The following is a 15,218-nucleotide window of genomic DNA, read 5'->3' on the forward strand; positions in this document are numbered from 1 at the left end:
CAAACAATCATGAAAAGATATATTAAACCGGTAGTTATTAGTTTAATGGCAGCGACATTATTTATGGAAAGTAGCTGTACAAAAGATTTTGATAAGATAAATACAGATCCAGTTGCTTATGGTAAAGAAAATTGGGATCCAAATTATACATTGAGCTCTGCACAATTATTTTACACAGGAAGTTTTGATTTTGCATACGATACATGGCGTGGAAATCTAATTTACTCGTCGACAATGATGCAGGGTTTATCGACTGTAGTGAGTTATTGGGCCGGCGATAAATATATGCTGAATGAAAGCTATACCGCGGCGTATTGGGGTACGGGTACAGTTGGGGCCTATATTGAGCAGGTTCGTAATATTGTGGATGTGGTTGAGTTTACAAAAGACAAACCAAAATATGCAAATCTGTATAATGTCGCACGTATTTGGAAAGCTTTAATTTTTGCTCGCTTAACTGATTTGTATGGGGATGTTCCCTATTTGGAGGCGGGACTGGGTTTTTATACCAAAGTTTATAAACCGAAGTATGATAAGCAGCAGGACATCTATAACGATTTGCTAAAGGAACTTGAAACGGCTACTGCAGCATTAAAGGATGATGGTGATAAAGTCACTGGTGATGTTATTTATAAAGGTGATATTGCCAAATGGCGTAAATTTGGCAATTCTCTGCTCTTACGCACAGCGATGCGTTTGGTTAAAGTAGACGAATCTAAAGCGAAGGAATATGTGCAGAAGGCTGCGGGTAAGACAATGGACAGTAATGCCGACAATGCTTTTATTTTACATGATGAATCAGGATCTAGAGTCACTCAGAATAGAAACAGCCAGGTTTTATTGGGCGATGGTGGCCAAGAGAATTATTATGTAAAATGGTCTAAAACGTTTATTGACTATTTAAAAAGCAACAATGACCCGAGGTTGCAAAAGGTTGCTGTTACAAAGCTATATTTATCAGAAAAGGACAAAACACAGAACGGGAGTTTTATCACAGATCCAACCAAGCAAAAGGGGATGCCGAATGGAAAAGATTTGGGATCAAATGCACAGTATAACATCAGTAGCGACCCAAGTTATACGACCTTTGCAGAATATTCTTCGCCCAATCCTAATATGATCAAGCGGACTGGTGCGACATTTATTTTGACCTATGGCGAATCCGAGTTGCTTTTGGCTGAGGCAGCCCAACGTTGGGGAATAGCTGGTAGTGCAAGCGATCATTATAAAAAAGGTGTGAAGGCAAGTATTACCTATCTGAATCAGTATGATGGTTCCTTAGCAATAAGTGATGCTGATGCTGAGACTTATTTGGCTGCGAATCCATTTAATGCTGCTGATGCCTTAAAACAGATCAATACCCAATACTGGGCACATACCATAACAATGATGGATTTTTATGAAACTTGGAGCAACTGGCGTAGAAGCGGCTATCCAGCGTTAACTCCGGTGAATTATCCAGGAAATGCTACTTCGGGGACTATTCCAAGAAGATTCCCTTATCCTTCTACTGAAGCGGCTATCAATGGCGAAAACTACAGAGCAGCTTCGGCCGCAGTACCTGGCGGAGATAAGTTGTCTGGTCGAGTTTGGTGGGATAAATAATTACAATGGTTTGTTTTTGATTGAGGCTGAACTTTCGTAGTTTGGCCTCTTTAAACCTTTTATAAAATATGATAAACCTAAAAAATCAACTGCTATTTGCGATTGCGATTTCCTGTCTTGTTTTTTCATGTAAAAATACTACCGAAAAGAAGGATGTGGATGCCGTAAAAGCCAAGTCCTTGACCGGTACCTATAAGCTTATTGAAAGCAAAACAATCAAAGGGAAAGATACGGTAACTGCTTTTACGGACACGAGCAAAACCGAAATGTTTAAAATGTTCAATGATGACCATTTTTCCTTTTTTAACCACGATAAGGAAAAAGGTAAAGGTAAAGAACCGCTGTTTGTCGCAGGCGGGGGCACCTATTCTTTTGATGGTGTCAACTATCAAGAAAGATTACAATATTGTTCAATGCGCGATTGGGAAAGTAATAAGTTTGATTTTCAACTTACTTTAAAAGGAGATACATTGGTTCAGACCGGTGAGGAAAACTTACCTGAATTGGGAGTTAAACATACCATTGTGGAGACCTATCTAAAAGTTAAATAATCGATAATCTTATACCTGGAGTTTTAAAATCCTTATTAAGTTTATTTTATTAATGCAGACACTCAAGTTCATCCTTGAGTGTTTTTTGTTGAAAAGGGACCCTTTAATGGGCTTTTGTGCATTTTTAGAATTATTTTAGAAAAAAAATAAAATTATATTGCAACATTTTCAGCAGAGCCCCGACTACATAGTAGAAACATAAGAATTAACAGTATTAATTTTATAACGTGCAAAATCAGCTTAGCGATAAAGATTTATTAGCGATGTGCCAAACGGGCAATGAGTCTGGGTTTGCACAGCTCTATCATCGGTATGCAAAAAAGATTTTTAATTCTATTTATCGGATTTTGTCCAATCAGGAAGAAAGTGAAGATATTTTACAGGAAACCTTTGTTGACTTTTTTTCAAGATCAGATAAATGGCATTTAGTTCTCAGTGTGGAAGCCTGGTTGAGAAGGATGGGGGTGAATAAGGCAATCTCACTGTTACGGAAGAATAAGCAATATTTTACGCCGGTGGATGATTTGGAAATTAAGGATGATGGCGAAGACGAATTGCTGGAAAAAGAATGGCGTGAATGTCGTTTGACAGATTTGGAGAATGTGATCGATCAATTGACAGGCGTGCCTAAGATGGTCGTTAATCTTTACCTGTTTGAAAACATGAGCCATGATGAAGTTGCGGAAACATTGGGGATGACAGCGGTTGCTGTACGTAGTCAATATCACCGTGCTAAAAAGAAAATTTACGAAGAATTGAAGGAAAGGTATAATTATGCGGGATAATTTAAAAGATTTTGTAAACGCTAATCGGGAGGCATTTGATCAGAGAGAACCTTCGGCTGACTTATGGAATAAAATAAGACCACAAGTAGTTCCCCCTGTTCAGGAAAGAAAGATTAAGCCTTTATGGAAGTGGGCTAGTATTGCGGCAGCAGCCCTTTTAGTGGGGACAGCAACTTTTATTGCTTTTAATCAACAACGAGAAATAGAAGTAGAAAAGCCTGTAGCTGCGGTACATCCTATTACTGTTCCGGAAAAAGAAGACAATGCAAAAGCAGTTGATGCTGAGGTGATGGGAATTGATACTGGAGGCCAAGAGACTTTAGCTCCTGTTAAGGCAATCGCCGGTATCGAAAGCAAAGGAAAACAATTGGCAAAAGTAAGCGTATTGGAAGCTGCTCATCGTGAAATGGAAGAGAAAATGGATTACGTTCAGATGCTTCAGGATTCGAGTTCCGCAAGCACGCGTTTAAGTGCTGTCTTGGCGATGAAAGATGGGGGTAAGTTAGATCGCAATAGTGTGGGAGCTTTGGAAAAGACAGCTGTGTCAGATCAAAGTAGTAATGTCCGCATGGCTGCAATCGAAACCATATTAAGTGGACTTAGCCCAGAAGAACGTCAGCAGAAAGTTCAGGACTTATTTGTGGAGCAAAATGATCCCACTTTACAAATGGAACTGATGCAAATGATGGCCCAACAGGAGGATCCGACGATGAAAGCAACAACAAAAGAAAAGTTAAATGAAATTGTGGAAGATCCATTTACCCTGAAATTTGTGAAGGAGCAAGCATATGCGGTATTATTAAATCAATAATAGGATATATTAAGGTAGAAGTCAGATTGTGTAGGTTAATCTATGAAAAAGCTTAAAATGCATTATTTGACAAATAATGAAGACAAACTAAAACGAAATGAAAAAGATAAGGATAATGATGATTGGGGTCGCACTGATCTTTGCAAGCGCATTGCAGGCCCAGGTAAATGAAACTGTAGAAAGTGTGGCTGCACCAAAACCTCCTAATCCTCCTAAAAAGGCTAGAGCGGTTTCAGGAGTTGTTGTTAGTAATAGTAATAATTTTACATACAGTTCTGCCGGATTCGGCCGTGAAAAGGGACCGAAAAACTGGAAAGAAATTAAAGTGCCCAACTTGGGAAATAAGCTTTTACTAAAATTGGATAATGTTTATATTGAAGGTTATAAGGGGAAAGATGTGCTGATTACAGCCAAGGTGGAGGAAAGTGAAGAAAATGACCGCGCAAAAGGCCTACGTGTGATCAATGGCTCGGGATTATCGGATAATTCAGGACTTGGTATGAATATCAAGACAGAAGGTGGAGTGACGGAAATAAGTATGGTAGGGATGCCCTTAGAGGATTCTATTCGTATCAAGATACCAATGGATTTACCTGTGACGATCAAAGGAGGGCGTGGAGCCATGTTTAATGCTGGAGTTATCGAATTAAAAGATATACGGGCTGAGGTTGAAGTTGCTAGTACGATAGGCGACGTGAATTTATTGAATGTTACCGGGCCGATCAATGTAAAGGTTTCACAGGGAGATGTTACAGCCAAATTTGTTCAACCTGTCAAAGGACCGATTTCTTTAGTCGCTGCTATGGGCGCCGTAGATGTTGCCTTCCCAAAGAATTTCGGAGCTAATGTGGATGTAAAATCTGCTATGGGGAATATCTATGCCGCGGAGGAATTTCAATTCGAAAAACCTGCCGAGGAAGCCAAATCAACTCCTATGGGTAACGCCGTGAAAGGCAAAATGAATGGTGGTGGACAGGATGTTATTTTAAAAACATCTATGGGAGATATCTACATAAGAACACAGAAATAATAGATATAAGAACACAGAAATAATAAAAAAAATAGCTTGTTATAAACAACAGGCTATTTTTTTAGTTCCATGCGGACGAGGTATTGATCATTCTCATCTTCATATAAAATTTGGACAACCCAACCCAGTTCGTGTGAAATTTTGATCAATAAATCCTGGTCTAAATAGAGCCATTTGAAAAGATTTCCTCGAGTCCCTTTGTACTCATACTGGTATTGAATTTCCCCAAAATAATGCGCTGGTTTTTTGATGTTGTAATCTTTGTACAAATAACTGATGTCTGAAGAGTCAAAAATCAGTTGGCCATTTTCAGTCAGTAACTCTTTACTATGTTGTAATAGTTTTCGAAAACCATCTACGTCGCCGGCAAGACCTATTCCGTTCATTAAAAGCAATAGCGTATCATATTTTTGGCCTTCGAATTTAAAGAAATCTTCGCAGATAATATGTTGTACCCCGCGTTGTTGCATAATATGACAAGCGGTTTGCGAGAGTTCCAGTGCATCTACTTCAAAACCTTTTTCTTGTAGATACAGGCTATGGCTGCCAACTCCGGCTCCAACATCAAGTACACGTCCATCACATAAAGATAGACCAATAAATTCCAGTTCAGGAAAATCATCGGGTTCCCGAAAGAAAATCTCGACGGGCATTTCATCTTGGTCGCCATAACTTGTATGGAGTATTAAAGGGAACTTTTCTTCTTGATGTACAAAGTAATCATCTAAGGCCTCACCGTATACATCTCTATGCATTGTCATCATCAATCATTAATACTTTTTTTGCAATATATATGGAGTCCTCATCTCCTGTATGTTTCATTGGTTCGTCAGATAGTTTGATAACTGGTGTCCATTGATCATCTTCTGGCAAAGCATCAGTCATCTTAATGACGATATTCATGGGTTTGAGTCCCACATCATTGGTGAAATTGGTACCAACGCCAAAGGAATGCAAGATTTTCCCCTCACAGTAGCTCGCGATTCTTTCGACCTTCTCATAGTCTAGGCCATCCGAGAATATGATTGTCTTTGAGAGGGGATTGATTCCATTTTTCTTATAGTGTGCAATAACCTTATCTGTAAATTCAAGTGGGTCGCCGCTATCGTGACGGACTCCATCAAATAATTTGGTTAACTTTTTATCAAATTGCTGAAAGAAAACTTCTGTAGTATAGGTGTCCGACAGTGCTATTCCGAGGTCACCCCGGTAGACATCAGACCAATGTTCAAGGCCAAGTAGATTGGCCATTTTATAACCGTATTTGGCGGCGTGAAACATAAACCATTCATGGGCGTGTGTGCCAATTGGTTTCGTCTCATATTTCATTGCTAAATGTACATTGCTGGTCCCTATAAATGTTTTTTCGCCATATTGCTTCAGTGTGCGAACGACCATATCATGGACTTCATAAGAATGACGCCTGCGGGTGCCAAAATCAGCAATTGTGATATTGAGTTTTTTATATTTTTCGATTTTATCTTTGGCCGTGGCGATTACTTCTGCATCCGAGGCACGTTGTAAACCTTGGGATTCATAAAAAAGTTCACAGATGAGCGACATCAACGGAACCTCCCAAAGAATAGTACGGTACCAGTACCCTTCGATAATGACTTCAAGGTCGGGGCCATCCTGGAATATTTTGATCTCTTCGGGATCGTAGCGATAACCTTGAAGAAAGTCAAAATAGGTGGGGTCTATATAAGGACAAGTTCTGGCAAAAAAAGACTTTTCTGCTTTTGTTAACTTCAAATTAGCCATTTCATTGACGGCCTCCTTCAGGAGTACGTCAAAACCATCGGGAAATTTATGATGTCCCCGGTTAATAAAATGATAACGTGCCTTGGCCTTTGGAAACAACTTAACCACAGCATGCTGCATGGTGAATTTGTAAAAGTCATTATCTAATATAGAGGTAAATGAAGCCATCTTTATCGATCTGTTTTTTTGTTTGAAGCGGTAAATTTACTAATTAACGTGAAAATGTATGGATTGTTCATGATAAATATAAAAAGACATGTATATAAAAGGCGGGTAAAATTTTTTATTTTACCCGCCTCATTTGACTTATTATTTTATTCGGCTGTCATTATCTTGTTCTAGATCTTTCTGATCCTTGTGAAGAACGTCCAGAGCTACGTTCACCTGAGCTTTCTGAAGACCTTGATCGAGATACGGACGATGAATTGTCTGTATTTGATCTACTTCTTGTGTTTTCGTAGCTCCGATTTTGAGTTGGTTGTGCTACAGGTTGCGATACCGGTTGGCTCGAGCGGGTCCTGCTGCCAGCATCGTTATTTCCATTTTGAACAGGCTGCGATACTGGTTGGCTAGAACGTGTTCTGCTGCCATCATAATTTCCATTTCGTTGCGGTGTCGTTGTCGGTTGAACTACTCGTGGAGGCACAGTCTGATCATTGCTGTTCGCATTTGACCGCGAACGAGAATTATAATCTGTGTTTCTATTGTAGTCTGTACTTCTGCCGTTTACAACACCATTATTATCAACGGAGCCATTTTGTCTATCTCTACTGGTAGATGTAGGGTTGTTATTGTTTGAAGCATCCGATTGGCGACCTGATCGCGTTCTAAAATCATAGTTATTCGAATTAGGTTGTGTACCGTTCGTATTTCTATTTACAGTTCCATTGTCGCTGGTTCTCGTATTATTATTTGAACTACGGCTCGAGCCACCGCTGTTGGCATCATTACTAGACCTTACAGAAGCATTTCCACTGTTATCAATATATAACTCACGACTTCCTGATCTTGAGTCGATGTTATCTCGATTGCCGATGACACGATTGGTTCGATCTGAAATCTCACTATTGTTATTTCGTGTTCGGGTAGAAGCATCTACGACATTTGTAGGACGTGCAGAAGATCTTGTATTACGGTCTACATTTGGACGGTACATACTGATTTCATTACTACGATTGCTGCTACTGCGGGCAGACCCAGGTCTATCGACATTTGCTATTCTATTAACCGTTACGCTTCTTCCTGTCGAACGTTCGATGTCAGATCTTCGCGGTCCACCAACATAATAGTTGTTGTTTATTATCGTTGTATTGTTGATAATGGTGGTTCTGTTATAGATATTATTGTAATTTCTTCGATTAACGTAATACCTATCCATGTCCCTATTCATAAAGTGATTGACTCCCACAAATGTCCAGAAGTTCATCGGAATATTAACGGATACATTGATACTCATGCCCGGACCCATTGGTGCCCAACCGTAGTAGTCGTTACTTTGACGCCAATTTACCCATGCTGGTCCCCATTCATAGTCAGGAACCCATCCCCAACCATAACGGTCATTGTAGTTCCAACGACCATAGTGAAATGGAGCCCAACCCCAGTCATAGTTGGATACCCAGGTATTACCATAGTCGGTCATTGTCCAATAACCATTGGTGGCATAAGGCTGGAAGTTCGGGCCAACGTCCGGAATCCAAACATAGCCATAATTGGGGTCATTAACCCATTCTCCGTAAGGGGAGAGTTGATCATAGAACATCTGGAACGAAACTCCAGCATTGTTATAATTGTTATAACCATTATATCCACCCCGTTGGGCCATTGAAGTCGCGCAACTTGAAAAAGAAGCGATACCTATAAAACCAAGTACCCAATATTTTATGTTGCCTAAATTTTTCATGACTGTAATATTTAAAAGTGTGACAAAACTCTATTGTATTGTCTTTGTTATTATGACAGCATAACGTATAAAATGGTTTAATCGGTACACTGGAAATCTGATTTTTTTTATATAAAAGTCAAATTGATGATCTTTTTACATAAACGACAATTTTAGATACATATTTTTTATTTACCTTTACCGCTCGAATTGCTACGTGTTTGTTCAGCATAAGACGTGTTTTATGACACATTAATTTGAAATAGACATCATTTAAATGGCTAAAAAACTTCAGACTTTTTTTCTAGAATTCGCAAACATTCACCGTTTTTTGCTACGGTTTTGGCGCGAATTGGTAACTCCACCATATGAATTTAAAGAAATTGTCCGCCAGTGCTATGAAATAGGCTACAAATCTTTGCCTTTGATCAGTTTAACGGGATTTATTGTTGGATTTGTTTTTACAAAACAATCGCGTCCTTCTTTGGAAGAATTCGGGGCGACTTCGATGTTGCCTTCGCTTATTTCGATTGCTATTGTTCGTGCTCTTGCACCGCTGGTAACAGCTTTAATTGCTTCGGGTAAAGTGGGCTCGCAAATTGGTGCGGAACTAAGTTCGATGAATGTCACGGAGCAAATCGATGCCATGGAAGTTTCGGGAACTAATCCATATAAATATCTTATTGTAAGTAGAATATTAGCTACAACTATTGGAATTCCTGTACTATGTTTTTATGTAGCGGGTATAGGTCTTTTAGGTGGTTACCTAAGTATGATGAGTAAAGACGACTTAAGCTTTTTGAGTTTTTTTACGCAGGTATTTGAGACAATAGCATTTAAGGATTTAGGTGCTATGGTTTTGCGTGCGGTTATATTTGGTTTTACTATTGGAGCTGTAAGTTGTTATTGCGGTTATTTTTCTTCAAAGGGGACTGAAGGTGTGGGTAAGGCGGCCAATGCGGCCGTTGTCGCTTCGATGTTCCTTGTATTTATTGAGGAAATAATTATTGTTCAAGTTTTATCGTTCTTTGGATAGTGAGCTATGGAAAAGATTAAATCAACCATCGACCATTCGAAGCCGGTCATTGAAATTAGGGATGTTAGCAAATCTTTCGGTGATAATCACGTCCTACGTGGTGTCAACCTGGATTTATATAAAGAAGAAAATCTCGTTGTGCTTGGGCGTTCTGGAACAGGGAAATCAGTGTTGATCAAATTGATTTCGGGCTTATTAAGACCTGATGAGGGGACGATCAATGTTTTGGGAGAGTCAGTTCTTGAATTAAATGATCGCGAACTGCGTGAATTACGCTTGAAAATAGGGTTTTCTTTTCAGAATAGTGCACTTTATGACAGTATGACTGTGCGCGAAAATTTGGAATTTCCATTGGTTCGAAATAAACGGAACTTAACACGTTCGGAGATCAACCACGCTGTAGAAGAGGTTTTGGATGGAGTAGGGCTTTCGCAAGCTATCAATCAGATGCCATCGGAGTTGTCGGGTGGACAACGTAAACGAATTGGTATTGCGCGCACACTGATTCTTAGACCTGAAATCATGATGTACGATGAACCAACAGCAGGACTAGATCCGATCACTTGTTTGGAGATTAATGGATTGATTAATGAGGTTCAGGAGAGGTATAAAACAGCATCAATTATTATTACGCATGATTTAGCTTGTGCGAAAGAAGTGGGAGACCGTATTGTGATGTTGTTGGATGGCAAGTTTGAAAGACAGGGGTCTTTTGAAGAGATTTTTGATACAGATGACGCACGTGTAAGAGCGTTTTATAATTATAATTTTATTCTATAATATACATGAGTAAGGCAGAAAATAAAAGAGCAATCATTGTCGGTATTTTTGTTTTTTTAGGCGTATTGATTCTTTTAGCGGGTATTTTTGTTTTGGGTAGCCAGCAAAAGAAATTTACTAGAAATATCGAAATTACGACTTCATTTCCCGATGTCGCTGGATTGAAAGTGGGAAGTAATGTGTGGTTTTCTGGGGTTAAGGTAGGGATCATTAAGAATATACATTTTAAAAGCGTGCAGGATGTTGAGGTGGTATTGACAATCGAGGAGAAATCTGCTGAATATATTCGTAAAGATGCTGTAACAAAATTGGGCTCGGACGGTTTGATTGGTAACAAGATTGTAGTGATTTCTGGGGGGTCGCAAAATGCGCCAACAGTGGAGACGGGTGATTTCTTGCGTTCGGCGAAGACTGCGGACATGGAAGCAATGATGGAAACATTGCAGGTAAATAATGAAAACTTAGCAAAGATTACTACTGACTTTGTAGAAATATCACGTGGATTGGCGGACGGAAAAGGAATGGTTGGAGCGATGTTGACCGATACTTCTATGGTTAATACATTGCGTGCTACGTTATTGTCAATCAGTGCTGCAATGAATAATGCGAATAAAGCATCTGCTAATTTGGTTACCTTGACAAACTCTTTAAATAGCAATAAGGGCTTGATCCATGATTTAACGACTGATACCGCTATATTCTCTAACCTGCGTCAGTCTGCAGCGCAGTTGCAAGGAGTTTCTCAGACAGCAAATGCGTTGATAAACAATTTGAATAATGCTTCAAGTCGATTGAATGATAAAGATAATGCGGTGGGTGTGTTATTGAATGACCCGGCATCGGCAAATCAAATTAAATCGGCAATCAATAATTTAAATTCGAGCACATCCAAACTGGACGAGAATATGGAAGCGCTACAACATAATTTCTTGTTGCGTGGTTTCTTTAAAAAGAAGATGAAGGAAGATGCGAAAAAAGCTGAGTTGCTTAAAGCGGACACTGCAAAATAAGTTGTGTTAAAAAAGAACATAAGGAAAGGCTGTACGCTTGCGTAGGGCCTTTTTTAATAAATAATAGCGTCATTATGGGATCCAACTCAACAGGTATTAGCACTGTATAGCATTTGGATAACCCTTTTAGATTTGAAAGAAATGAATCACAGCGAAATAACCGATAAAGACGTCATTTACGAAGACAATCATCTCATAGCTATAAATAAGAAGGCCGGGGATATTGTGCAGGTGGATGAAACAGGAGACCTATCTTTAGAAGATATGGTGAAAGTATATTTGAAAAAGAAATATGATAAGCCAAATGAAGCATTTGTTGGTGTTATTCATCGATTAGATAGACCTGTTAGTGGTATGATTTTGTTCGCCAAAACAAGCAAGGCTCTAGAGCGAATGAATAAATTTTTTCAGGATAGACATGTGAAAAAGACCTATTTGGCAATAGTCAGACAGCGTCCGCGAAAAACTGAGGGGAAACTTATCAATTGGTTGGTTCGGAATAGACAAACAAGGGTAACAAAGGCCTTTCCACGCGAGGTGAAAGGCGGAAGTTATGCCGAGTTGGATTATACATTGGTGGGTGAGTTGAATGGATTCTATTTGCTGCGCGTAGAGCCTTTAACAGGTCGTACACATCAGATTCGTGCGCAACTTGCAGCGATGGGATGTCCTATTGTTGGTGATAATAAGTATGGATATCCAAGAGGTAGTTCTTTGGGCAGTATTTGTTTACATTCTCGTTCATTGGCCTTTACGCATCCAATAAAAAAGGATAAGATGGAATTGACCGCTTCTTTGCCGAAAGATGGCTTTTGGGATAAATTTGAATCTTTGGCACGCTAATCGTTAAAATTTCAGTACCTTTGTGTTATGAAATGGTTTAAATATTTACTCCTAATATTTACCTTAAGCTGCTCGGCTGTGTCTGTTTCGTACGGACAGTGTGCGATGTGTACATTGACCGCTGAGAATTCTACGAAGGAAGGAAATATGCAAGGAAGAGGTCTGAATGACGGTATTTTGTTTCTATTGGTAATACCTTATCTAGCTGCGGCGGGCCTTGGTTATTTATGGTATAAAAAATACCGTAAGAAGAACCCTGTAACAAAGAAATTTTTAAACGAAATAAAATAGATTCTTCATGCCCACATCCAAATTCCATGCAATGATACATTCCAAATGTCCGAAGTGTCATATTGGTAATGTATTTGTAGGAAAGGTATACAGTTTACACAAGCAGCATATGAATGATACTTGCCCTTATTGTGGTGTCAAGTACGAGGTTGAGCCGGGGTATTTCTATGCTGCCATGTATGTGAGTTATGCTTTGTCTGTCGCTGAGATTGTTACTGTATCTGTTGCTATCGCAATTTTGACCGGAAGCGAGTCTCCTTGGTCTTATCTGATTGGTCTAGCTGTAACTATTTTGGTCTTCGCACCTTTTAATTTTAGATATGCCCGTTTGATTTTACTTCATTTTTTAACGCCAAAAATCAGTTATGATCCGCGCTATGAATTGGCGGCAGAGATAGGTGAAAAGGATAATAAGAACCTTGAAGAAGATAGCAACGGTATTAATGATCTAAAAAAATAAAAGAGCTCCAAAGAGCTCTTTTATTTTTTTAGATACTTCATGGTACTGTCGAAAAGGAACACCTTGTCTTTATATACTTCCGAAATGAGTTGTTGTAATGGGATTAGATGTACTTGCTGAAAATCTGCTATATGGTCTTCTGAAGGGAGTACAACCTGAATGCAGTAGGTCATACCTTCATGTGGAGACTGGAGCATTTCCAGAAAATGCACTTGAAATTTTTGGGATTGCACGATATGATCCTGAATCCATGAAACGACCTCTTGATGGATTGTTTCTTCTGCTATAACGGAGACATTGTATAAAAACATATGCAAAAATACGCTATTTTTTTGCTATAAAAAAGATTCTAAAGGACAGAACCGAGATAAGTTTGAATATTACATTTAATTACTATATCTTGTAAAAATAAGGTTGCATTTCATGCAATTCCGTATTTAATTGCAATATTTGGAATAAATGATAAGGATGTATTTGGGATTATGAGGATGAAATTTTGGATAGGTTTGTTTTTTTCTGCCATGATCATGTTGGGGTGTCGACGACATAGTGTTGATCTTATTCCAATAAATCAATTTTTTTCTACACCTGAAAAATCAAATTTTAAGATTTCTCCAAATGGTCGATTTATAGCTTACATTGGCTTGGATAATCATTGTAAAAATATCTATTTAATAGATTTGATCAATAAGGATAGTTCCAAACAGCTTACTTATCAAAATGATATTAATGTAAAATCCTTCGCTTGGAACAATGATTCAAAAATTTCCTTTTTGACGGAACAATCTTCGCAGGATAGTTTACGTTTATATGCTGTGGACATCAACACAGAAAAGATTTGGCCATTGATTAAACCGGTACGAGGTCGGTTTCGATGGATTCATGCTATGGCGACCGGAGGGGATAGTTTTATAGCGGGAATCAATGACCGAGATTCCTCATTTTTTGACCTTTATCGTATCTATTTAGACGGGAGGCCACGGGAATTGGTTTTACAGAATCCCGGAAATATGAGTTCCTGGGTTGTATCCAATGATGGGCAGGTACGATTGGCTGTGGCCAACGATTCTGTACAGCAATCTGTGCTCTATAGAAGCTCAGAAAAAGAACCATTTAAAGAGATTATACGATGTGATGTTGAAAGTAGTTTTACTCCACTGGGTTATAAGGATAGTTCAAATGCCATTATTTATGCTTTATCTAATATAGACCGGGATAAACTAGCCTTGGTAAGTTATGATTTAGTAAATCAAAAAGAGCTGGGCGAGCTATATAGTCATAAAGATGTTGACGTGAGCCCTGGGGGGTATTTCACTGAACAGAATAAGCTGTTATTTGTCAATTATAGCACATCAAGACAGAACAGACATTTTTTTGATGAGGCTACCAAAGAGAAATATGATCAATTGTCGAAGCAGATTGATGGCTTTGAGTTTCAGGTATTGAACACTGATATTTCGGGGAATAAGGTCATTGTTAAAACCTATACGGACGTAAATCCGGGCGGGATTTATTTTTATGATTTTTCGACACAAAAATTAACGAAGCTAACAGATAATAATTCCGATCTAAAGGACAAAGAACTTTCGCCAAATGAGTATATCACTTATACCGCGAGAGATGGTATTCAGATTTCGGGTTATTTAACTTATCCCATTCATTCCAATCGCAAAAATCTGCCTATGGTTGTATTGCCCCACGATGGACCTAACGGACGGGAGGTTTGGGGATTTGATAATGAAGCGCAGTTTTTGGCAAACAGGGGCTATTTGGTTTTTCAGATGAACTATAGGGGATCGACTGGTTTTGGTAAGAAGTTTTGGACTGCTGGATTTAAAGAGTGGGGAGGGAAGATTCAGGATGATATTACCGATGGAGTGAAATGGTTGATTAAAGAAGGAATTGCTGATCGGGAACGTGTCGCTATTGTAGGGAAAGGTTTTGGGGGCTATTCGGCGCTACACGCTGCTTGTTTTAATTCTGATCTTTATAAATGTGCCGTGTCTTATTCCGGTTATACCAATCTGTTCACTTACTTTAGAGATATACCACCATATTTTAAATCGTATGTACAGAAAATGTATCAAGTAGTTGGGAATCCGATTCGGGAGGCTGAGCTATTTAAAAATATTTCACCTGTATTTCATTCGGATAAAGTAAAGATACCGGTGTTATTGGTACAGGGAGGAAAGGATAGGTTTAGTTCGGTAACAGATGCAAATCAATTTGTACAGAAATTAAAGAATAATAATATTCCCGTACAATACATCCTAAAAGAGGACGAGGATAGAACTTTTAAACGGGACGAGAATGTCTTTGGTTACTATAATGAGTTGGAGCGGTTTTTGGCGAAATATCTTGTAGACTAAGGGC

At 38.8% G+C, this 15,218-nt stretch carries 16 protein-coding genes; 12 read left to right on the forward strand and 4 right to left on the reverse strand.

All coding sequences use genetic code 11. From position 1 onward, the window contains the following. The first annotated feature begins 9 nt into the window (after positions 1 to 9). From M2419_RS23775 to M2419_RS23795, 5 genes are all read left to right on the forward strand, one after another. Positions 10 to 1,605, forward strand: a complete 1,596-nt coding sequence (locus tag M2419_RS23775) for a SusD/RagB family nutrient-binding outer membrane lipoprotein (protein WP_153845029.1) — start codon at positions 10 to 12, stop codon at positions 1,603 to 1,605. 68 nt (positions 1,606 to 1,673) lie between these two features. Beyond that, on the forward strand, positions 1,674 to 2,156 hold the full coding sequence (locus tag M2419_RS23780) for a hypothetical protein (RefSeq protein ID WP_075991653.1): 483 nt from the start codon (positions 1,674 to 1,676) through the stop codon (positions 2,154 to 2,156). Between the two features lie 227 nt (positions 2,157 to 2,383). Then, positions 2,384 to 2,941: an RNA polymerase sigma factor gene (locus M2419_RS23785; RefSeq protein ID WP_153845028.1), complete on the forward strand. Its 558-nt coding sequence runs from the start codon at positions 2,384 to 2,386 to the stop codon at positions 2,939 to 2,941. Then, on the forward strand, positions 2,931 to 3,752 hold the full coding sequence (locus tag M2419_RS23790) for a hypothetical protein (protein WP_153845027.1): 822 nt from the start codon (positions 2,931 to 2,933) through the stop codon (positions 3,750 to 3,752). The genes M2419_RS23785 and M2419_RS23790 overlap by 11 nt, the downstream gene beginning before the upstream one ends. 97 nt (positions 3,753 to 3,849) lie before the next feature. Continuing rightward, positions 3,850 to 4,782 carry a DUF4097 family beta strand repeat-containing protein gene (locus M2419_RS23795; RefSeq protein ID WP_153845026.1) on the forward strand — a complete coding sequence of 311 codons (933 nt, stop codon included), beginning with the start codon at positions 3,850 to 3,852 and terminating at the stop codon, positions 4,780 to 4,782. Between the two features lie 53 nt (positions 4,783 to 4,835). Here M2419_RS23795 and M2419_RS23800 read toward each other — a convergent pair whose 3' ends face one another. The 3 genes from M2419_RS23800 to M2419_RS23810 all read right to left on the reverse strand — a co-directional run bounded on the left by M2419_RS23800 (position 4,836) and on the right by M2419_RS23810 (position 8,446). Then, the gene (locus M2419_RS23800; protein ID WP_228280329.1) at positions 4,836 to 5,546 is read right to left on the reverse strand and encodes a bifunctional 2-polyprenyl-6-hydroxyphenol methylase/3-demethylubiquinol 3-O-methyltransferase UbiG; all 711 of its coding nucleotides are present in this window, start codon (positions 5,544 to 5,546) and stop codon (positions 4,836 to 4,838) included. Further along, positions 5,530 to 6,711 (reverse strand): nicotinate phosphoribosyltransferase, encoded by a 1,182-nt coding sequence (gene pncB / locus M2419_RS23805; protein ID WP_153845025.1) that lies wholly within the window; start codon positions 6,709 to 6,711, stop codon positions 5,530 to 5,532. The genes M2419_RS23800 and pncB overlap by 17 nt, the downstream gene beginning before the upstream one ends. Positions 6,712 to 6,871: 160 nt before the next feature. Next, positions 6,872 to 8,446 carry a DUF6600 domain-containing protein gene (locus tag M2419_RS23810; protein WP_153845024.1) on the reverse strand — a complete coding sequence of 525 codons (1,575 nt, stop codon included), beginning with the start codon at positions 8,444 to 8,446 and terminating at the stop codon, positions 6,872 to 6,874. A 256-nt stretch (positions 8,447 to 8,702) separates the two neighbouring features. On the opposite strand from M2419_RS23810, the gene M2419_RS23815 reads away from it, so the two are divergent. From M2419_RS23815 to M2419_RS23840, 6 genes are all read left to right on the forward strand, one after another. Further along, entirely contained in the window at positions 8,703 to 9,461 is a 759-nt protein-coding gene (locus M2419_RS23815) for an ABC transporter permease (protein ID WP_075991659.1), read from the forward strand. 6 nt (positions 9,462 to 9,467) lie between these two features. Beyond that, the gene (locus tag M2419_RS23820) at positions 9,468 to 10,241 is read left to right on the forward strand and encodes an ABC transporter ATP-binding protein (RefSeq protein ID WP_120336563.1); all 774 of its coding nucleotides are present in this window, start codon (positions 9,468 to 9,470) and stop codon (positions 10,239 to 10,241) included. A gap of 5 nt (positions 10,242 to 10,246) precedes the next feature. Next, complete coding sequence (locus M2419_RS23825; RefSeq protein WP_153845023.1) at positions 10,247 to 11,251, forward strand: MlaD family protein; 1,005 nt, start codon at positions 10,247 to 10,249, stop codon at positions 11,249 to 11,251. Positions 11,252 to 11,392: 141 nt separating this feature from the next. Then, a complete protein-coding gene (locus M2419_RS23830) occupies positions 11,393 to 12,094 on the forward strand; it encodes an RluA family pseudouridine synthase (RefSeq protein ID WP_153845022.1) in 702 nt (233 codons plus the stop codon). A 27-nt stretch (positions 12,095 to 12,121) separates the two neighbouring features. Further along, the gene (locus tag M2419_RS23835) at positions 12,122 to 12,385 is read left to right on the forward strand and encodes a hypothetical protein (RefSeq protein ID WP_153845021.1); all 264 of its coding nucleotides are present in this window, start codon (positions 12,122 to 12,124) and stop codon (positions 12,383 to 12,385) included. 109 nt (positions 12,386 to 12,494) lie between these two features. After that, the gene (locus M2419_RS23840) at positions 12,495 to 12,845 is read left to right on the forward strand and encodes a DUF983 domain-containing protein (RefSeq protein ID WP_227550108.1); all 351 of its coding nucleotides are present in this window, start codon (positions 12,495 to 12,497) and stop codon (positions 12,843 to 12,845) included. A 20-nt stretch (positions 12,846 to 12,865) separates the two neighbouring features. Here M2419_RS23840 and M2419_RS23845 read toward each other — a convergent pair whose 3' ends face one another. Next, the gene (locus M2419_RS23845; protein ID WP_153845020.1) at positions 12,866 to 13,156 is read right to left on the reverse strand and encodes a DUF4286 family protein; all 291 of its coding nucleotides are present in this window, start codon (positions 13,154 to 13,156) and stop codon (positions 12,866 to 12,868) included. Positions 13,157 to 13,333: 177 nt separating this feature from the next. Between M2419_RS23845 and M2419_RS23850 the strand changes: the two genes are divergently transcribed. Further along, positions 13,334 to 15,214: a S9 family peptidase gene (locus tag M2419_RS23850; RefSeq protein WP_153845019.1), complete on the forward strand. Its 1,881-nt coding sequence runs from the start codon at positions 13,334 to 13,336 to the stop codon at positions 15,212 to 15,214. Positions 15,215 to 15,218: the final 4 nt, after the last annotated feature.

The sequence above is a fragment of the Sphingobacterium sp. BIGb0116 genome, from assembly GCF_024808035.1.
In the GTDB taxonomy this organism is placed as follows: domain Bacteria; phylum Bacteroidota; class Bacteroidia; order Sphingobacteriales; family Sphingobacteriaceae; genus Sphingobacterium; species Sphingobacterium paramultivorum.

Coding starts and splice junctions, on each gene's coding strand:
- M2419_RS23775 (WP_153845029.1), top strand. CDS start 10: ATGAAAAGATATATTAAACCGGTAGTTATTAGTTTAATGGCAGCGACA.
- M2419_RS23780 (WP_075991653.1), top strand. CDS start 1,674: ATGATAAACCTAAAAAATCAACTGCTATTTGCGATTGCGATTTCCTGT.
- M2419_RS23790 (WP_153845027.1), top strand. CDS start 2,931: ATGCGGGATAATTTAAAAGATTTTGTAAACGCTAATCGGGAGGCATTT.
- M2419_RS23795 (WP_153845026.1), top strand. CDS start 3,850: ATGAAAAAGATAAGGATAATGATGATTGGGGTCGCACTGATCTTTGCA.
- M2419_RS23800 (WP_228280329.1), bottom strand. CDS start 5,546: ATGATGACAATGCATAGAGATGTATACGGTGAGGCCTTAGATGATTAC.
- pncB (WP_153845025.1), bottom strand. CDS start 6,711: ATGGCTTCATTTACCTCTATATTAGATAATGACTTTTACAAATTCACC.
- M2419_RS23810 (WP_153845024.1), bottom strand. CDS start 8,446: ATGAAAAATTTAGGCAACATAAAATATTGGGTACTTGGTTTTATAGGT.
- M2419_RS23815 (WP_075991659.1), top strand. CDS start 8,703: ATGGCTAAAAAACTTCAGACTTTTTTTCTAGAATTCGCAAACATTCAC.
- M2419_RS23820 (WP_120336563.1), top strand. CDS start 9,468: ATGGAAAAGATTAAATCAACCATCGACCATTCGAAGCCGGTCATTGAA.
- M2419_RS23825 (WP_153845023.1), top strand. CDS start 10,247: ATGAGTAAGGCAGAAAATAAAAGAGCAATCATTGTCGGTATTTTTGTT.
- M2419_RS23830 (WP_153845022.1), top strand. CDS start 11,393: ATGAATCACAGCGAAATAACCGATAAAGACGTCATTTACGAAGACAAT.
- M2419_RS23835 (WP_153845021.1), top strand. CDS start 12,122: ATGAAATGGTTTAAATATTTACTCCTAATATTTACCTTAAGCTGCTCG.
- M2419_RS23840 (WP_227550108.1), top strand. CDS start 12,495: ATGAATGATACTTGCCCTTATTGTGGTGTCAAGTACGAGGTTGAGCCG.
- M2419_RS23845 (WP_153845020.1), bottom strand. CDS start 13,156: ATGTTTTTATACAATGTCTCCGTTATAGCAGAAGAAACAATCCATCAA.
- M2419_RS23850 (WP_153845019.1), top strand. CDS start 13,334: ATGAAATTTTGGATAGGTTTGTTTTTTTCTGCCATGATCATGTTGGGG.